Origin of the sequence: Pseudomonas sp. RIT-To-2, from assembly GCF_029623465.1 — a bacterium.
Classification (GTDB): domain Bacteria; phylum Pseudomonadota; class Gammaproteobacteria; order Pseudomonadales; family Pseudomonadaceae; genus Aquipseudomonas; species Aquipseudomonas silvicola.
This window is the reverse complement of sequence record NZ_JAPYKM010000063.1, coordinates 1-16,606: the sequence shown is the minus strand read 5'-3', so window position 1 is coordinate 16,606 and position 16,606 is coordinate 1. Positions and strand designations below refer to the sequence as shown.

The 16,606-nt window shown below is 65.7% G+C and carries 17 protein-coding genes; 5 read left to right on the top strand and 12 right to left on the bottom strand.

Annotated features, from left to right (window positions below):
- Positions 1 to 39 precede the first annotated feature (39 nt).
- The gene (gene xopAW, locus QBK88_RS29745) at positions 40 to 951 is read left to right on the top strand and encodes an EF-hand domain-containing protein (protein ID WP_277964885.1); all 912 of its coding nucleotides are present in this window, start codon (positions 40 to 42) and stop codon (positions 949 to 951) included.
- A 35-nt stretch (positions 952 to 986) separates the two neighbouring features.
- Here the strand turns inward: xopAW and QBK88_RS29740 are convergent, their stop codons facing one another.
- The 6 genes from QBK88_RS29740 to QBK88_RS29715 form a co-directional block, all read right to left on the bottom strand.
- Positions 987 to 2,039, bottom strand: a complete 1,053-nt coding sequence (locus QBK88_RS29740) for an AI-2E family transporter (RefSeq protein ID WP_268144289.1) — start codon at positions 2,037 to 2,039, stop codon at positions 987 to 989.
- Positions 2,040 to 2,056: 17 nt separating this feature from the next.
- Positions 2,057 to 2,869, bottom strand: a complete 813-nt coding sequence (locus tag QBK88_RS29735) for a DUF4892 domain-containing protein (RefSeq protein ID WP_277964884.1) — start codon at positions 2,867 to 2,869, stop codon at positions 2,057 to 2,059.
- Between the two features lie 101 nt (positions 2,870 to 2,970).
- Positions 2,971 to 3,825 (bottom strand): alpha/beta fold hydrolase, encoded by an 855-nt coding sequence (locus QBK88_RS29730; protein WP_277964883.1) that lies wholly within the window; start codon positions 3,823 to 3,825, stop codon positions 2,971 to 2,973.
- Entirely contained in the window at positions 3,822 to 4,631 is an 810-nt protein-coding gene (locus QBK88_RS29725) for an alpha/beta fold hydrolase (protein WP_277964882.1), read from the bottom strand. The genes QBK88_RS29730 and QBK88_RS29725 overlap by 4 nt, the downstream gene beginning before the upstream one ends.
- A gap of 212 nt (positions 4,632 to 4,843) precedes the next feature.
- Positions 4,844 to 5,281, bottom strand: coding sequence for a DoxX family protein (locus tag QBK88_RS29720; RefSeq protein ID WP_268144292.1), 438 nt, complete (start codon positions 5,279 to 5,281; stop codon positions 4,844 to 4,846).
- A gap of 144 nt (positions 5,282 to 5,425) precedes the next feature.
- On the bottom strand, positions 5,426 to 6,856 hold the full coding sequence (locus tag QBK88_RS29715) for a transglycosylase SLT domain-containing protein (protein ID WP_277964881.1): 1,431 nt from the start codon (positions 6,854 to 6,856) through the stop codon (positions 5,426 to 5,428).
- Positions 6,857 to 6,981: 125 nt separating this feature from the next.
- Between QBK88_RS29715 and QBK88_RS29710 the strand changes: the two genes are divergently transcribed.
- The 3 genes from QBK88_RS29710 to QBK88_RS29700 all read left to right on the top strand — a co-directional run bounded on the left by QBK88_RS29710 (position 6,982) and on the right by QBK88_RS29700 (position 9,426).
- Complete coding sequence (locus tag QBK88_RS29710; protein WP_277964880.1) at positions 6,982 to 7,788, top strand: TatD family hydrolase; 807 nt, start codon at positions 6,982 to 6,984, stop codon at positions 7,786 to 7,788.
- A gap of 84 nt (positions 7,789 to 7,872) precedes the next feature.
- Positions 7,873 to 9,126, top strand: a complete 1,254-nt coding sequence (locus tag QBK88_RS29705; RefSeq protein WP_277964879.1) for a methyl-accepting chemotaxis protein — start codon at positions 7,873 to 7,875, stop codon at positions 9,124 to 9,126.
- A 102-nt stretch (positions 9,127 to 9,228) separates the two neighbouring features.
- Positions 9,229 to 9,426 carry a terminase gene (locus QBK88_RS29700; protein ID WP_268144298.1) on the top strand — a complete coding sequence of 66 codons (198 nt, stop codon included), beginning with the start codon at positions 9,229 to 9,231 and terminating at the stop codon, positions 9,424 to 9,426.
- A 24-nt stretch (positions 9,427 to 9,450) separates the two neighbouring features.
- Here the strand turns inward: QBK88_RS29700 and QBK88_RS29695 are convergent, their stop codons facing one another.
- The 6 genes from QBK88_RS29695 to QBK88_RS29670 all read right to left on the bottom strand — a co-directional run bounded on the left by QBK88_RS29695 (position 9,451) and on the right by QBK88_RS29670 (position 15,328).
- Complete coding sequence (locus QBK88_RS29695; protein WP_277964878.1) at positions 9,451 to 10,248, bottom strand: thioesterase family protein; 798 nt, start codon at positions 10,246 to 10,248, stop codon at positions 9,451 to 9,453.
- Positions 10,249 to 10,331: 83 nt separating this feature from the next.
- Positions 10,332 to 11,096, bottom strand: a complete 765-nt coding sequence (locus QBK88_RS29690) for a CHAD domain-containing protein (RefSeq protein WP_277964877.1) — start codon at positions 11,094 to 11,096, stop codon at positions 10,332 to 10,334.
- The gene (locus QBK88_RS29685; protein ID WP_445765024.1) at positions 11,097 to 13,118 is read right to left on the bottom strand and encodes a transglutaminase TgpA family protein; all 2,022 of its coding nucleotides are present in this window, start codon (positions 13,116 to 13,118) and stop codon (positions 11,097 to 11,099) included.
- Positions 13,076 to 14,062 carry a DUF58 domain-containing protein gene (locus QBK88_RS29680; RefSeq protein WP_277964875.1) on the bottom strand — a complete coding sequence of 329 codons (987 nt, stop codon included), beginning with the start codon at positions 14,060 to 14,062 and terminating at the stop codon, positions 13,076 to 13,078. Before QBK88_RS29680 ends, QBK88_RS29685 begins: the two co-directional genes overlap by 43 nt.
- The gene (locus QBK88_RS29675; RefSeq protein WP_277964874.1) at positions 14,032 to 14,949 is read right to left on the bottom strand and encodes an AAA family ATPase; all 918 of its coding nucleotides are present in this window, start codon (positions 14,947 to 14,949) and stop codon (positions 14,032 to 14,034) included. Before QBK88_RS29675 ends, QBK88_RS29680 begins: the two co-directional genes overlap by 31 nt.
- 100 nt (positions 14,950 to 15,049) lie before the next feature.
- Positions 15,050 to 15,328, bottom strand: a complete 279-nt coding sequence (locus QBK88_RS29670; RefSeq protein ID WP_158153701.1) for a hypothetical protein — start codon at positions 15,326 to 15,328, stop codon at positions 15,050 to 15,052.
- A gap of 200 nt (positions 15,329 to 15,528) precedes the next feature.
- Between QBK88_RS29670 and QBK88_RS29665 the strand changes: the two genes are divergently transcribed.
- Positions 15,529 to 16,569, top strand: a complete 1,041-nt coding sequence (locus QBK88_RS29665) for a patatin-like phospholipase family protein (protein ID WP_268144310.1) — start codon at positions 15,529 to 15,531, stop codon at positions 16,567 to 16,569.
- Positions 16,570 to 16,606 lie beyond the last annotated feature (37 nt).

The window sequence follows — 16,606 nt, the reverse complement described above, 5'->3', positions numbered from 1 at the left end:
GTGGTTCGTAACCGGCGACCCTACAGGGGAGACAACCCAATGATCAGCGGCGTAAGCAGCAGCAATTACTCGAGCTACAGCAGCTCAACCAGTACCACCTCCAGCGCGCAACTGAAGAAGTTCCAGGAAGAACTGTTTGCCAGCCTTGATACAGATGGCAACGGGGAAGTGAGCAGCGATGAGCTGAACACGGCGATTTCCAACAGTTCGAGCAGTGGCACCACCAATGACGGCGGTATCCTGGTCAGCCTGAGCAAGAATTTCAGCAGCCTGGACAGTGACTCCGACGACGGCCTGACCCTGGACGAGATGGCGGCCTTGCAACCGCCTGCCCCGCCCACCCAGGACAGCGATGGCGCGCCCAGCACCGACGCGGTCGATGACCTGCTCAGTGCCATCGACAGCGACGGCAGCGGTTCTATCAGCAGTGACGAGCTGAGTTCGGCCCTGACCAGCGCCGGCGATACGACCGATGACAGCAGCGAGCTGTTCTCGGCCCTGGACACCAACGGGGACGGCACGGTCAGCAAGGACGAACTGGCGGCCGCCATGCAGCCACCACCACCGCCGCCACCGTCCAACACCAGCAACCTGGCCAGCGACCTGTTCAGCAGTCTCGATTCGGACGGCAGCGGTGGCATTTCGTCGGCCGAACTGACCAGCGCCCTGAGCGCCAGCAGCACGTCGACCAGCGGCACCTCCAGCAGCAGTTCGTCGAGCAGCAGCGACGCCACCCAGGTGTTCAGTGACCTGGACACCAACCAGGATGGCACAGTCAGCGCCCAGGAACTGGCCGCCGCCCTGCAGTCCTCGGGTGACCAGAGCAGCAGTTCGGATACCGCCAGCAGCGACACCGCGGCGGCCCTGAACAAGATGATCGCCGCCCTGACCAAGCAGTACGGTACCGACACGCAACAAACCGTGGGCAGTCAGCTCAGCGTAGCCGCCTGACCTTTACGCCGCGGGCAGCCTTCGGGCTGCCCGTCTCAGGCCTTGCTGGCACCGCCATGGCTGCTGCGGGTCCAGTCCAGCAACAGGCTGTACCCAATGGCCAGCAACGTCGGGCCAATGAACAGGCCGATGAAGCCGAAGGCCAGCAGGCCGCCGAACACCCCCAGCAACACGATCACCAATGGCAAGTCGCCGCCCCGGCTGATCAGGTAGGGCTTGAGCACGTTGTCGACGCCGCTGATGATGAACGTGCCCCACACCCCCAGAAACACCGCCATGCCGTACTCGCTTTTCCACACCAGCCATGCCGTGGCGGGTATCCATGCCAGGGGCGGGCCCATGGGAATCAGGCTGAGCAGGAAGGTGACGATGCCCAGCACCAGTGCCCCGGGAATGCCGGCGATGAGGAAACCGATGAGCGCCAGCACCGCCTGGGCCGCCGCCGTGCCGATGACGCCATTGACCACCCGCTGTACGGTGCCAGCGACCAGTTCCAGGTAGTACTCGGCGCGCTCGCCCACCAGCCGCTCCAGCAGGCGCAGCACGAAGGCCGCCAGGCGCGGGCCGTCACGGTAGAAAAAGAACACGAACACCAGGCTCAGGGTCAGTTCGAGGATGCCGCCGCCAATCTGTGCGCTGCGCGCCAGCAGCCAGTTGCCCACCTGCCCCAGGTACGGCTTGACACTGACCATCAGCGCCGCGCCCTGCTGATCGAGGGTGTCCCACCAGGCCGCCAGGCGTGGCCCTACCAGCGGCAGCGCCACCAGCCAATCGGGTGCCGCCGGCAGGCCGTCCACCTGTACATCGCGAACAAAGGCGATGGCATCGCGAATATGGTCGGCCAGGTTGAAGCCCAGCCATACCAACGGCAGGATCACCAGCAGTATCCAGCCCAGGGTCAGAATACTGGCGGCCAGTGTCTCGCGGCCACCCAGCCAGCGGGTCAGCAGGCGCATCAGTGGCCAACTGGCGTAGGCCAGGATGGCGCCCCACAGCAGCGCCGAAATGAACGGTGCCATCACCCACAGGCAGGCGCCCAGCAGCACCAGCAGGATGATCTGTACCAGCAGGCGATCATTATTGAACATCACGGCGGCGCGGCTCCTCAGCGAATCAGGTCGATGTGCAGGCCGCCCTTGGCCGGGTCGCCCAGTTCCAGGCGCGCGGCGCGCACGCCCTGGGCCACCAGCGCCTGGCGCCAGGGCTCGGCAGCCGGCCCTGCGAGCGTGACGCGCAGGGTGCTGTCCTGGTTCAGGCTGCGAGCCAGCAACGCCACCCAGTCGGCGGGCGGTGGCGCGCTGCCCAGGTCAGGGTAGTCAAGGCGGCCGGTGCTGCGCAGCTCGCGCAATACCGTGCCTGGGGTCGGCAATACCGTGCCCAGGGGCGCGGCCGCCACGAATTGCTCGACGTGCAGGTAAGGCCGGCGGCTGCCGCGGTTGATGGCGTACAGGGCAAACAACGTGTCAGGCCCCGAAGCCGCATGGCGCATCAGCACCATGCCCTGCTGCTCATCAGCCCCCACCAGTTTGCCATTGGCGAAGATTTCATTGGCCCACAGGCTGGACTCGCCGCAGTCACGCGACTGGCACCAGAACAGCACATGGGCGCCCTGGGCCAGCAGGCTCTGGCGCGCGGTGTCCAGTGCATCGGTGGCCGAAGCCCCCGGCGCCAGCTCGTAGGTCACCGAGCTGAGCTGCCCGCGAGCATTGATCTGGGCGTCCATGCGCAACTGATTGCTGATCTTGCGTACCGCGCCCAGGGGGTAAAGGCGCTCGGCGTCAGTGGCCGGTTTCTGGTCCACGACCTGGGCATCGGCGGGTGCCGCCACCCCGGTCAAGTCGGCAGCCTGGGCTGCGACACCCAGCAGGCAGGCGAACAGCCCGCAGAACAGGCGCGAAGCGCGCGTGGCCGCCCTCATCGCAGGGGCATCAAAGCAGTGTGGCGGTCGTTCATGGTGTCTCCCTTGTCAACCCGGCTTCCTCGTGAGCCCGCCAAGCCTCGACACTTGCCCGCCTCAAGTCAAGGCATGGCGAAAAAGCGATTGAAACAGCTTGCTACAAGCCCTGCCCCCTCCTCGTCGTTCAGGTGCAGATGGTGGCCGCCGGGTAACGTTTCGTGACTGAAGGGTAGCTGAGAAAGCAGATGGGGATGCTTGGCCAGCATGCCCTCGGCGGCTACCAGCAAGTGCGCCGGGCAGGCGATGCGCTGCACAAAGGACAGCCCCTGTTCCTGGGACATGCGCAAGGGCGTGGGCAGGGTCAGGCGGCTGTCGCTGCGCCAACTGTAGCCCCCTGGTACCGGCATCAGGCCGCGCTGGGCCAGTAACTCGGCCGCGTCGCGGCTGACCGCGACCATGCCCTTCATGCGGGCTTCTACCCCACGTTCGAAACTGGGGTACACCGACTTGCGCTTGCCGGGCAACGCCAGTTGCTCCTGCAACGCCTGGCCAAAGCGTTCGGCGGTGGTCTGCGGCGCCGTGGGCGGTGGCAGCACGGCGTCGATCAGCGCCAGGCGCTCGATCCGCTCGGGCACCGAGCCGGCCAGCACCACCGAGACAATGGCACCCAGGGAATGGCCCAGCAGACCAAAGCGCTGCCAACCCAGTTGCTCGGCGACCTGCAACACGTCGTAGGCATAATCCCACAACGCATACCCCGCGCCCGCCGGCCGATGCTGGGACAGCCCGTGGCCGGCCATGTCCAGGGCGACGATGCGCAAGCCCTGCAAACGCGGCGCCAGGCGCGCGAAGCTGTTGGCATTGTCCAGCCAGCCGTGCAGCGCGATCACCGGCCGGCCGTCCGCTGGGCCGAACACGTGGGCGGCCAGTTCGATGTGTGGCAGGCTCAGGCGGATTTCCTCGACACCGGTGCTCATGCGCAAGCCTCGTTGGCGGTGCCTGCCTGCCAGCGGTTGAAAATGTCCTTGAGCAACCGCGCCGTGGCGGTCGGCCGCTCCAGCGGAAACATGTGCCCGCCCGGCACCTGGTGGGCTTCGCCCTGGCGCAGGCGTTGCACCGAACGCGCATGGTGGGGCAATACCACGCGGCTGTTCTGGCCATGGACCAGTGCCAGGGGCACTTGCAGGCGGCGGGTACTGGCCGGCCGCACGTGGGGCACGCTGCGGTAGATGCCGATTTCCGTGGCCGCATCGAAGCGCAACCGCAAGCCGTCACCTTCCGGGCAAAGGCCATGCTCCAGATAGGCCTCGAAGCAGTCAGGGTCAAAATCGCGGAACAGCGCCTTGCGGGAAAAGTAGGCACGCGCCGCCTCACGGTTCGGGAACTGCTCGCGACGGCCCAAGGTGCGCCCTGCCGGGGTCAGGCGGTCGATGAAACCAAAGCGCTTGGCCGCACGAATCACCCACTGGTCAGCCAGCGTCAGCGCCGGGGCGTCGAGCATGACCACGCCCCGGTACAGCTGTGGGCGCTGCAGCGCCGCATACAGGTGCAACAGGCCGCCAAATGAATGGCCCACCCCCCATACCGGCTGCGCTTGTGCTTCGAGGTGGTGGACCAGCTCGGCGATCAGCGAATGCCAGTTGTCGGTCACTGGAAACCGCGGGTCATGGGCGTGCTGGGGCAGATGCGCTACGTGGAAATCGGGGCCCAGCTCGGCGAACAGCTTGCGGTAGGTCCCGCAGGGAAAGCCGTTGGCGTGGGCGAAGAAGATGGGTTGCGGCATGGGCGATGGCTCGTGGGCGAATCCTGTAGGGATTGTCCGCAAGCGGGGTGGCGAGGGCAATGCGGGGAACGGCCATTGAAGGGGGTATTCAGGCCATTGATTGACGGCTATGCCCTGTAACAGCGGACCTGGCCGCGTCGGCGGCGCAGGCGGTGTGCCTGATGCTGCGCGGCGTGGGTGACGCGGCCAGGTCCGCTGCTACGGATTCAAGCTCAGGCCCGGGCGATCAGGCGGTCGAAGGACAGTTTGCCTGCGCCTTCCACCAGGGTCGCGACAGTACCGGCCAGCAGCGCCAGGGCGAACTCGTACCCGTTGTTGGCCATGAACAGCCCGTTGTGGATATGCACGCTGAGGATGGCGACCACCAGGGTCACGATCAGCACCAGCGATGCCGGGCGCACCAGCAGGCCGAGGACCAGCGCCAGGCCGCCGAAGAACTCACCGCTGCCGGCCAGCAGTGCCATCCAGTAGCCAGGGTGGATGCCAATGCTTTCCATCCATTGGCCAGTGCCTTCCAGGCCGTAGCCACCGAACAGCCCGAACAGCTTCTGGCTGCCGTGGGCGACAAAGATGATACCGACCAGCAGGCGCAGCACGGTGAAGCCCAGGCCGGCGTTGGTGACGAAGAGGCGTTTGATCGAAGCGTTCATGGCGTTTTCCTTGAAAGGTTGTCAGCGGTTGATGGCGCCATATTAATCGACCTATCAAATAAGAAAATCGCAAATAACCGACAGAACAAATCGATTTATTCGATATTTTAATAAACTACTTCCCTGTGGGACACGGCTGAGCAATCAGGGGTTGGCAGCCAACCGTCGCGCCTTGTCGCCGCCCGGCTCCAGGGTGTCACGCTCGCGATCGTAGGCCAGGTAGTACTTGTTGACGCTGTTGACGTAGCTCACCGCATTCATGCCCATCTGCTCCATGGCGATGCGCTCCACCTGGAAGAACCACTGGTTGGGGTTCAAACCGCGGCGCCGAGCTTCGGCGCGCATGGCTTGCACCCGCTCGGGGCCCATGTTGTAGGCGGCCAGCACGAACGCCATGCGCTGGCGCTCGTTGAGCTTGCTGCTGGCAAAGAACTTCTTGCGGATCAACGCCAGGTAGCGCGAGGCGGCCTGGACGTTGTTATCGACATTCTGGATATTGCCCACGCCCACCCGCTGGGCCGCCGACGGGGTGATCTGCAACAACCCGGTGGCCCCGCCTGCGCCGCGCACCGTGGGGTCCAGTTGCGACTCCTTGAACGCCAGGGCAGCCAGGTTGAGCCAGTCGATACCCTGCTCGCGACCGTAGCGCTGCAGCACCGGGCGCAGTTTTTCCAGGCGCTGGCGGTCGGCATGGGCCAGAGGGTTGTGCACCTGGTAGAGCTTGCGGTAGACCCGCGTGAATGCTGCGTCCTGATCAGCCGGCGCGCGGTAGCCGCGGGTGAAGCGGTCGATGCTGGCGTGCAGCATCGACGCATCGCTGCGCACATACCAGGTGATCTGCCGGGGCGCACCGAGGTGCAGGTTGCCCTGCACCATCAGCTTTGGCATGACCTTGGCCCAGCGGCCAGCGATCGGCTTTTCGACGATGGTCATGGGGTAGATACCCGCCTGCACCATCTCCAGCACATCCTCGACGGCCAGGCTGGGGTCGGCCCACTCGACCTTGACCGGCGCCAGCTTGCGCGCCGCCAACTTCTGGTTGATGGCCTGCAGGGCGTCGCCGGCGACGCTGCCAGCCGGCAAGGTCACGGTCTTGCCGGCCAGTTGCTCGATACGCGCATAGCGCCGCGCGCCCTTGGCGCCCACCAGTACCAACGGCACGTTGTCGAGCACCGGCGCGCTGGCGCTAACCAGTGGGGTGTCAGGCAGGTCAAGCAACTCCCCCGGCGCCACCAGGTCGCCGTCACCGCGCTGCAAGGCGCCGATCAGCTGTTCCTTGGGCCGGGGAATGATCTTCAGGTGAATGGCCTGCCCGCCCTCGGCATGGCCATTGAGGTACTGTTCGAAGGCCTGCAACCGGTGGTATTCGACGCCGATGGCCTCACCCTTGACCTCCCCCGAGCTGTTGCGGCTCTGGTTGACCAGCACCCGCAGCACCCGGCTCTGGCGAATGTCCGCCAGGTCACGCGCCTTGGCCGGGTGCGCCACTTGCAGCGGCCCCGGCGCGCGCGCCATGGCCGGCAGAGGGGCCAGCAAGACGAGTACCAGCAGGGTCAACAGTGAGGGACGCGTCATCGGGGTTCCAGGCCTGATTCATGATCGACCTCAAGAGACCACGATAACGTCTTGAAGTTCTTGGCTTTACTGGTCTTTCACACGCTCTGTTATGCTGTCCGGCCTGCGGCCCGAGGTAGCACACCATGCAACTCATCGACATCGGCGTCAACCTGACCAACGCCAGTTTCCACGAAAAACACCAGGCGGTGCTGGAGCGCGCCTACGCCGCCGGCGTGGCTCAACTGGTGCTCACCGGCACTGAAATCGCCTGCAGCGAGCAGTCCCTGGCCCTGTGCGAGCAACTGGACGAAAGCGCCACGCGGCTGTTCAGCACGGCCGGCATTCACCCCCACCACGCCAGCGACTGGACCGCCACTACCGAGCGCCAGTTGCGCGACCTGCTGGCCCAGCCACGGGTGCGCGCCGTGGGCGAATGCGGCTTGGACTTCAACCGCGACTTCTCCCCGCGCCCTCAGCAGGAAAAGGTGCTGGAACAGCACCTGGCCCTGGCCGTGGAGCTGCAACGCCCGGTGTTCCTGCACGAACGTGATGCCAGCGTGCGCCTGCTGGAGATCCTCAAGGACTTCCGCGACCAGTTGCCCGCCGCCGTGGTGCACTGCTTCACCGGCGAGCAGAAAGCACTGTTCAGCTACCTGGACCTGGACCTGCACATCGGTATCACGGGCTGGATCTGCGACGAACGGCGTGGCACCCACCTGCACCCACTGGTGGGCAATATCCCCCGCGGTCGGCTGATGCTGGAAAGCGATGCGCCGTACCTGCTGCCTCGCACCCTGCGGCCCAAGCCGAAGAATGGCCGCAATGAGCCCGCCTACCTGCCCGAGGTGCTCCACGAAGTGGCGCGCCACCGGGGTGAAAGCGCCGAGGACCTGGCCGCGCACACTACCGCGTGCGCACGCGCATTCTTCAGCCTGCCGACCCCGGCTTGACCCATGTCAACATTCGCGTCACGGTCTTCTGGAACAATGATGGCACCTTGCCTTTAATGCTCCGCGAATTCAGAGAAGACCTCCATGGGTACCTGGCTCAGCAACCTCTCCCTCAAATACAAATTCTGGGCCGTCAACGCGGTCGCCTTCGTCACGACCCTGCTGCTGGTGATGTACGCCATCCATCTGGAGCAGCAGGGCCGCGTCGCTGAGCTGCACGCGTTGTCGGCCAGTGCCACGGGCCCTAGCTTCGCCCAGGTGTTCGAAGAGCACTTCGCCCAGTACGCCGGGGCTGTGCTGGTGTTGATGCTGGCCATGCTCGGCGCCTCGCAGCTGCTGATCCGCTTCCTGCTCAGCCAGCTCAACACCCTCAAGGACGTGATCCTGCACGTTGAGAAAACCGGTGACCTGTCGGCCCGGGTGCCGGTGGCTGGCCACGACGAAGTCGGGCAGATGGCCGCAGCCTTCAACGCCATGCAGGCCGGTTACCAGCGCGTGGTGGGGACGGTGGCGCGCACCGCTGCGCAGTTGGACGAAGGCGCGGCCCGCCTGGCCAGCAGCATGGGCCAGGTGCGCCATGGCATGCTGGGCCAGCAGAGCGAAACCGACCAGGCGGCCACCGCCATCAATGAAATGACCGCCACCGTGCACCACATCGCTCAGCATGCCGGCGCCACCCGCGACCTGTCCCAGAGCGCCGATAGCCTGGCCGGCAGCGGCCAGCAAGTGGTGGGCCGGGTGCAGCTGTCCATCGCCGGCCTGTCCACCGGCGTGCAGCAGACCGCCGAGATGATCCAGCGCCTGGCTGAGGACAGCCAGAAGATCAACGGTGTGGTCAGCGTCATTCACAGCATCGCCGAGCAGACCAACCTGCTGGCCCTGAACGCCGCCATCGAAGCGGCGCGAGCTGGGGAAATGGGCCGCGGCTTCGCCGTGGTGGCCGATGAGGTACGCAACCTGGCCAAGCGCGTGCAGACCTCTACCGACGAAATCACCACCATGATCACCGCCCTGCAGGCCGGCACCCGCGACGCCGTGGACTTCATGCAGGAGAGCTCGTTCAAGGCCGACGATTGCGTGCAGCAGGCCCGCGAAGCCGGTGAGGCGCTGGCGCAGATCACCGGGGCCGTGGCGCAGATGCGCGAAAGCAACACGCAGATCGCGGTCGCCGCCGAACAGCAAAGCCAGGTGGCAGAGGAAATGAACCGGGCGGTGGTGAGCATTCGCGACGTCACGGAAAATACCGTGCAGCAGACCGTCGACTCCGCCACTACCAGCACCGACCTGGCCAGCCTGGCCACGGAACTGAACCGGGCCATCGGGCAGCTGAAGCTGTAAAGAAGGCGGCTATCGCAACGATAGCCAAGCATCATTCGCCGGGCTCGGCGCCCGGCGCTACGCTTATCTCAAGCAACAACGAAAGGCATTGAGGAGAGCGCCATGAGCAAGTACCTGCCCCACATCCCCGGTTTCCACTGGCAGAACAACACCGACCATACCGGCGAGCTGATCGGTTTGCCGCTGATCGGACTGGGTGGCGTGCTGATCGTCTCGGGCGTGCTGGACGCCAGCTTCCTTCCCCTGGCTGTCGGCGTGATAGGCGTGGTGGCCGGGCTTGGGTTGCGCAAAGCGCATTGATCCGCTGCCGCACAACCCTGTCGTTTACCCGAACACGGTGACCGTCTGCCGACTGATGGCCACCAACTCCCCCGCTTCCGTCCACAGCATCGCCGAGGTATGCCCGTACCCATCACGGGCATGCTCGATGGTCGCGCAATAACGGCACCAGTCCAGGGTGGTCAAGGCCGCCAGCGGTTGCACGAATTCAAGGGTCCACGCCAGGGTGCTGCCCGGTGCCGGGTGGCGCAGGTGGGGCAGTACCGCCGGGGGCCAGGCGTCCACCAGCGCCAACAGGTGCGCTTCGGTGACAGGGGCGGCCGCGGTTTCGTCACGCAACCGCACCCAGCCGCCCATTTGCCGACCACTGCCACCGGTGAACGGCAAGCCACCCCTTCCCCAGCGCATGTCCAGGTGGCGGATGTACTCGGGGGTCACGCCCTTGACGTAAGGCAACGCCGTGGACTCGGCCAGGGGTTTGAGTTCCACTGCCGGCAGCGCCGGCACGTCGATGGCCGATTCGCGCGGCGCGCCGAAACTGGCCTGCATCAGCGTCACCGTGCCGCCTTCGGCCACCGCCCGGCCCAGCAGGGAAACCACCGATTTGCCTTCGCGCAGCACTTCCACATCAAAACGGATGGGCGCTTCCAGCGGCGCGGGCGCCACGAACGTGATGGCCAGTGACCGCACCGGGCGGCCCGGCCCCACCTTCGCCTGCAGCGCTTCGAACAACAGCGCCGCCATCAGCCCACCGTACCCTGCGCGGCCCTGGGCCCACTCGCCGGGAATGACCACGGCCTCGGGATGTTGACGGACAGCAGCAAGCAGGTCAGCGAATTTCATGGCTACCTCGAATACGGTGGCAAAGGCCGATCTTAACCAGCAACCTCAGGGCCAGCAGGCCCTGTTTCAGCCATTTTCGCGGCTTAATGCTTCAGGGCAGCAAGCAGTTTGTCCAACGCCCGATCACTGCGCTGCTCACCTTTGACCAGCGCGGCCTGCCATTCGGGCAGGCAGGGCAAGAGGTCCGGTTCCTGCTCTACTTGCAGCAGCCACTGCCAGTTGTCGTGCCAATCGCCCAGGGCACCCTGGGCCTGCCTGAGCCGCTTGACCAGTGGTTCGCTGGCGCGGCTGAGCGCCGGGTAGGCCTCTACGCCGTAGCGCACGCGCTTGATCAGCAAGCGAAGGCGATGGCGGTCATGCCCCGGGTCTTGCAGTGCCTCTTCCAATTGCCGCCACTGCTTGCCCAGCCGCTTGTCGACCCGCTTGTGCAGCCCGCCCAGCAACTTTTCCCGTTGGGCCGCGCGAGCAAAACGCGGGAAGCCATCGAGGATGCGTACCAGCCGCGCCAATTCGGCACTGGCCGCGACCTGCGGGTATATCCCGCGCATCTGTGCCACACGCCGCTGAGCCAAGGCGTGATGCCCGCGCTTGTGCAGATGCGCGGCCAACACCTCACGGTCCCGGTAGGGCGTGGTCAACTGGCCGACGCCCTTGGCGGCCTCTTCCAGCTGATCGACGCCCGGCAGACCACGCAGTGGCCGGGTCAGGCTGCGCAAGCGACGCACCGTGGTGCGCAGGTCGTGCAGCGCCTCGGGATCAGTGTGTACTTCAAGGCGCGCCTGGCACGCCAGCAAACGTATTTCGATACCCACCAGGTGGGCGATGACTTCATCCAGCAATTTCGACATTTAAGACGACTCCCGAACCGCCACGCGATGCACGCCGTCCAGGCTGGCCCGCACTGCCTTGAATTGTTGACGCAACTGCCGCACGTCTGCCGGCTGGCCGCCATAACGCTGGGCGATGAATGCCTCACTGAACGCCTCGATCACGGCCGCCTGGGCCGCGAAATGCCGGCCAGCACGGCGGGCGTACGCCTGGGCGCCCTCCCCTGGGGCGCGTGGCAAACCGTGGCGCGCCAGCAGCGTTTCAAAACCCTGGTACACCTGCAACTGGCTATCGACGGCACGCCGCCAGGGCTTCAACAGCACCAGCGCCAGCACGATCAACAGCACCAGCAAGCCCACCGGCAATACCGAACTGGCCAGGCCCTTGAACCAGCGGTTGAGGAAGTTCAGTTGCTGCGCACTCTGGTAGTCCAGCACCCAACGCTGCCAGCCATAGTTAAGGTTATCCCAGCCCAGGCGCAAGTCGTTGGCCCAACTGAATTGACGCAGGCGCAACGGTGAGAACGGCGCGTCGCTGAGAAACTCCTCGTCGCCGGCCAGCGCCGCTTCCGGCCCCTGGTCAATGCGCAGCGGCGACACAGCCGCCGTGGGGTCGGCGCTGCGCCAGCCACGGCCCGCCTGCCAGTATTCAACCCACGCGTGGGCATCGAACTGGCGCAGGGTCAGGTAGCGCCCGGCCGGGTTCAACTCACCGCCCTGGTAACCCACCACCATGCGCGCCGGGATGCCGGCGGCCCGCAGCAGGTACGTCATGGCCCCGGCATAGTGAGCGCAGAACCCGGCACGGCTGTTGAACAGGAAACTGTCGATACTGTCAGCGCCCAGCGCTGGCGGCTTGAGGGTGTAATGATAATCCTCGTCGTGAAAATGCTGGAGCACCGCCTGCACCAGGGCATCGGGCTGGGGGTAACGCGCCTTGAGTTCCTGGGCCCATTGGCGAGTGCGCGGATCACCGTTGGCCGGCAGGCGCATATCCTGGCGACGAATGGCCTCGCTCAATTGCAGGTCGCGGATGGCCTGGGGCGACGACGTCACGTTGTATAGCAACGGTCGGTCCAGGGGCTGCATCCGGGTCAGGCGGAAGTCCGCCATCTGGCGCACGCCTGGCAGGTCCGTGTGCGCCACGTCCATGCCGTACAACCAGCGGTCGCCGGGCTGCTGAATGATGCGGTAGCCCAGTTGCGGGCCGTTGGGCTGCCAGGCGGCCACCGGCAAGCCTCGGGACATTTCCGATTGGCTCCAGCGCCCACCGTCGAACCGCTCCAGGGTGAAGGCCCGCCAGTACAGCGCCTGGCGTGGTGGCATCGGCCCCTCGAAGCTGACCTGCATCACCAGTTGCGCCGAGCGCCCCAGTTCGGCCACATCTCCCGGCGTCATGCTCTCGGCCAGGCCGGTCTGCGCCTTGTTGCTGGGAATCGGCAACGACCACAAGGGCTCCAGGCGCGGGAAGAACACAAAGAACAACAGCATCAGCGGCAGCGCTTGGGCCAGAATCGCCAAGGCCAGGCGCAAGGTCGCCAGCGGCTGTGCCACCAGGCGGGTCTGTTGCAGGCCGATCATGGCGGTCAGCAGCGCGGTCACCGGCAGCACGCTGTACAGTGCCCACGGCAGACTGGCGTCGTACAGGTAGGCCACCACCACACAGAAGAAACCCAGATAGATCAGCACCCGGGCGTCGCGCAAAGTGCGCATTTCCACCACTTTGAGCATGAAAGTGGCCACCAGCAACGTCGCTGCCGCGTCCAGGCCGATGAGCACACCCCGGGACATGAACACCCCGGCCGCCGTGGCCACCACCATGGCCGCTTTCACCAGCAAGCCCGGGAACGCCGCGCGCATGCGGAAAATCTGCACCCGCCACAGGGTGCACCCCAGCCACAGGCCCACCATCCACAGCGGCACATGGGGCCAGAACGGCACGATCACCAGGCACTGCGCCAGCAGCAACCATCCCAGGCTGATACGCGGAATGGTCGGCGTCATGCGCCCCCCTGCCCGTACAGCGCCAAGGCGCGCAAGCAGGCCTCGCGGTGGCCATCGCTGGTGTCCACCGGCAGGTAGCAATCCGGCAACCGCAGGGCAAACGGCCGCTGCTCTCGGGACAGCTCCAGCACCCAATGGCACAGGCGTGACAGACGCTGCTCCAGGTCGCCGCCCAATGCCATGAAATCCAGGCACAGTTCGCGGCCACGCAGGTCAGCGAACTCCTTGACCAGCAGCTGTCCGCCACGCGAATAGGCCTTCCAGTGCAGGCGGCGCCACGAGTCGCCCGGCTGGTAGTCCTTCAAGCCCTGATAATCATCCACCCCCTGCCCGGCTACCCGCTGGCCCTCGCCTTCACTGTCATCGGCGGCGCTGGCCATCACGGGCAATTCACCTTCCAGGGGGCGCGGGTAGACCAGCACGCGCTGGCCCAGGTTGAAATAGCTCCAGGCCCGCAGCACACCCAACGGAAAGGTGCTCTGCAGGCGCATGCGTGGCGCGGCCAGCCACCCGCGCGTGGCGGTGGGCAAATTCAGTTCCAGCTCCAGCGCAGTGCCGGCGGCCACGTCGACACTCTGCAGCGAGTCCGCAGACCAACCCACCGCGATGGCCTGGTGTTCTCGCCCCGCGCTTTCCAGGCGCAGCAGGAACCGCGCGTGCTCACCGGCAAACACCGCAGGGGTGCCGGCACCGGCGACCCGCAGGCCACTGACGTTGCGAAAGGTATGCAGAATGGCGACCACGAACACCGAGCCCAGCAGGAACACCAGGGCGTAGGCCATGCTGTTCTGGTAGTTGATGGCCGCCAGCAGAATCAACAACAGCACCACGGCAAAACCGGCGCCGCTACGGTCGGGCATGATGTAGATCTGCCGCTGGCCCAACTGCACCTGTGCCACGGGCGGTGCGCGGCGGTCCTGCCACCGCCGCACGCCCTGGCGCAGGCGGGCGATCACAGCGCCGCCACTTCTTTGAGCAACCACTGCACCAATGCCCCGCCCCCCTGGCCCGTGGGGTCGGCGCGCTCGCGCAGGCGGTGGCTGACCACCGAGGGCAACACCGCCTGCACGTCTTCGGGAATCACATAGTCGCGCCCCAGCACCAGGGCCCAGGCCCGCGCCGCGGCCAACAGTGCCAGGCTGGCGCGAGGCGACAGGCCCCAGGCGAACTGTGGCTGGGTACGGGTGGCCTCCACCAGCCGCAGCACGTAGTCCACCAGCGCATCGCTGACCCGTACCTCGCGGGCTTGTTGTTGCAGCATCGCCAGCTCTTCATGGTCCAGCACCGCCGCCATGCGCGGCAGCAGGTCGCGACGAGACTCGCCCAGCAGCAAGGCCTTTTCCGCTGCCTTCGCCGGGTAGCCCAGTGACAGGCGCATGAGGAAACGGTCCAGCTGCGATTCGGGCAGCGCAAAGGTGCCGCCCTGACTGGTAGGGTTCTGGGTCGCGATGACGAAAAAAGGCTGCGGCAGCGGCCGGGTGGCGCCTTCGATGGTCACCTGGCCCTCTTCCATGGCCTCCAGCAGCGCGCTCTGACTCTTGGGGGGGGCGCGGTTGATCTCATCCGCCAGCACCAGTTCGGCGAAGATCGGCCCTGGGTGAAAGACGAACTGCCCGCTGTCCTTGTCGAACACCGAGGTACCGAGGATATCGCTGGGCAGCAGGTCGGACGTGAACTGGATACGCTGGAAGCGCAGGCCCATGACGCGGGCCAGGGTGTGGCTCAAGGTGGTCTTGCCCATGCCGGGCAGGTCCTCGATCAGCAGGTGCCCCCCGGCCACCAGGCAGGTCAGCGCCAGGCGTACCTGGTGTTGCTTGCCCAACAGCACCTCATTGACGGCTTCGAGGCAGGCGTTCAGTTGGCTGTGCATGTCACCTCCTTCCATGGGCGCCCCGAAGGGGAGCGGTCTGCAGGCGCTGGCCAGGCCTTGAACAGCTCGCTGGCCAGCCAGCGCCTGCAGGACAGAACGATCAACGGCCGGCGCGGGACTCCTTGATGTAGAACCGGGCCTTCTCGGCCTTGTCGGTACAGCCTTCATAGGCCTCGAACTGCTGCTGGGTCTTGGCCCCGGTCAGCAGCGACAGCGCCTTGGAATAACTCACGGTGCCGGCAAAACCTTCCGCCTTGGCCAGGTCCAGTTCATGCCAGGCGGCATCGAGCTGGGTGGCGCAATTATCGCGATAGGCCGTCTTGCCAGCGCAACCTGTCAGAACCAACGCAAACAACGGCAGGCAGATCCAGGCTTTCATGGGGTGACACCTCTGAAGAAAAACAGCGTTATGTGCTGGCTCAGACGGCCAGCGGGGGAAAAAGTGCCCTGAAAGTAGCGTAGCAGGGGGGTGGAAGGCCAGGGGTGCATGCTCTGGTTTCTCGATCGCGCTTGTCCCGCCCCCACCCGATGGCGCATTGTGAGCTCACCAACCACCGCAACGGTCCCGGGGGCTCAAGCATGAAGAAACGCGTTGCACTGGTACTGGGCTCCGGCGGCGCCCGGGGGTATGCGCACATTGGCGTGATCGAGGAAATCGAGCGTCGAGGGTATGACATCGCCTGCGTGGCCGGCTGTTCCATGGGCGCGGTGGTCGGCGGCATCTATGCCGCCGGCAAGCTGGACGAATACCGCCGCTGGATCGAAAGCCTGGACTACCTGGATGTGCTGCGCCTGGTGGACGTGAGCTTCCGGCTGGGGGCCATTCGCGGGGAAAAGGTGTTCGGGCAGATCCGCAAGATCGTTGGCGAGCTGAACATCGAAGACCTGCGCATTCCCTACACGGCGGTCGCCACCGACCTGACCAACCAGCAGGAAATCTGGTTCCAGGAAGGCTGCCTGCACCAGGCCATGCGCGCCTCCGCGGCCATTCCCAGCCTGTTCACCCCGGTGGTGCAAGGCAACCGCACGCTGGTGGATGGCGGGTTATTGAACCCTTTGCCCATCGTGCCGGTGGTGTCCAGCCATTGCGACCTGATCATTGCGGTGAACCTCAACTCCACCAACCAGAAACAGTACCAGTTGCCGGTGATCGAACGGCCGGCGGCGTTCAAGATGCGTTTCGATGCATTGCTCAACTCCCTGGGGTCGCATCTGCCGTTCCGGCGCAAGCAGGCCGAGGTGCTGTTGCAACTGGAACAGCAAACCCTCAAGCCCGCGGCGGCAGAGTTGCCCAACCCCTGGTTGGCGGACGCGGCCGTGCCCAGCGCCCGGCAGCCGGCGGCGCCGGAGGAAGATGGCGCGCCCAGTTCGGCGACGGGCTCGGTGATCGTCGAGAACATCGGGCCGGCGTCGTTGCTGGACCTGATCAACCAGAGTTTCGAGGTGATGCAGACCTCCTTGGCGCAATACAAGATCGCCGGCTACCCGCCCGATATCCTGATCAACGTGCCCAAGCGCGTTTGCCGGTTTTTCGAGTTCTACAAGGCGCCGGAGCTGATTGCCCTGGGACGGGAGATTGCTCGGGATACGCTGGACAGTTATGAGCGGGAGAAGCGGTGATCGAGCGCCGGGCGGGCGGCGCTTGGTCTCGGGATAA

Bases quoted from the DNA above. Each gene is read 5' to 3' on its own strand.
- xopAW (WP_277964885.1), top strand. From the start codon at position 40: ATGATCAGCGGCGTAAGCAGCAGCAATTACTCGAGCTACAGCAGCTCA.
- QBK88_RS29740 (WP_268144289.1), bottom strand. From the start codon at position 2,039: ATGTTCAATAATGATCGCCTGCTGGTACAGATCATCCTGCTGGTGCTG.
- QBK88_RS29735 (WP_277964884.1), bottom strand. From the start codon at position 2,869: ATGAGGGCGGCCACGCGCGCTTCGCGCCTGTTCTGCGGGCTGTTCGCC.
- QBK88_RS29730 (WP_277964883.1), bottom strand. From the start codon at position 3,825: ATGAGCACCGGTGTCGAGGAAATCCGCCTGAGCCTGCCACACATCGAA.
- QBK88_RS29725 (WP_277964882.1), bottom strand. From the start codon at position 4,631: ATGCCGCAACCCATCTTCTTCGCCCACGCCAACGGCTTTCCCTGCGGG.
- QBK88_RS29720 (WP_268144292.1), bottom strand. From the start codon at position 5,281: ATGAACGCTTCGATCAAACGCCTCTTCGTCACCAACGCCGGCCTGGGC.
- QBK88_RS29715 (WP_277964881.1), bottom strand. From the start codon at position 6,856: ATGACGCGTCCCTCACTGTTGACCCTGCTGGTACTCGTCTTGCTGGCC.
- QBK88_RS29710 (WP_277964880.1), top strand. From the start codon at position 6,982: ATGCAACTCATCGACATCGGCGTCAACCTGACCAACGCCAGTTTCCAC.
- QBK88_RS29705 (WP_277964879.1), top strand. From the start codon at position 7,873: ATGGGTACCTGGCTCAGCAACCTCTCCCTCAAATACAAATTCTGGGCC.
- QBK88_RS29700 (WP_268144298.1), top strand. From the start codon at position 9,229: ATGAGCAAGTACCTGCCCCACATCCCCGGTTTCCACTGGCAGAACAAC.
- QBK88_RS29695 (WP_277964878.1), bottom strand. From the start codon at position 10,248: ATGAAATTCGCTGACCTGCTTGCTGCTGTCCGTCAACATCCCGAGGCC.
- QBK88_RS29690 (WP_277964877.1), bottom strand. From the start codon at position 11,096: ATGTCGAAATTGCTGGATGAAGTCATCGCCCACCTGGTGGGTATCGAA.
- QBK88_RS29675 (WP_277964874.1), bottom strand. From the start codon at position 14,949: ATGCACAGCCAACTGAACGCCTGCCTCGAAGCCGTCAATGAGGTGCTG.
- QBK88_RS29670 (WP_158153701.1), bottom strand. From the start codon at position 15,328: ATGAAAGCCTGGATCTGCCTGCCGTTGTTTGCGTTGGTTCTGACAGGT.
- QBK88_RS29665 (WP_268144310.1), top strand. From the start codon at position 15,529: ATGAAGAAACGCGTTGCACTGGTACTGGGCTCCGGCGGCGCCCGGGGG.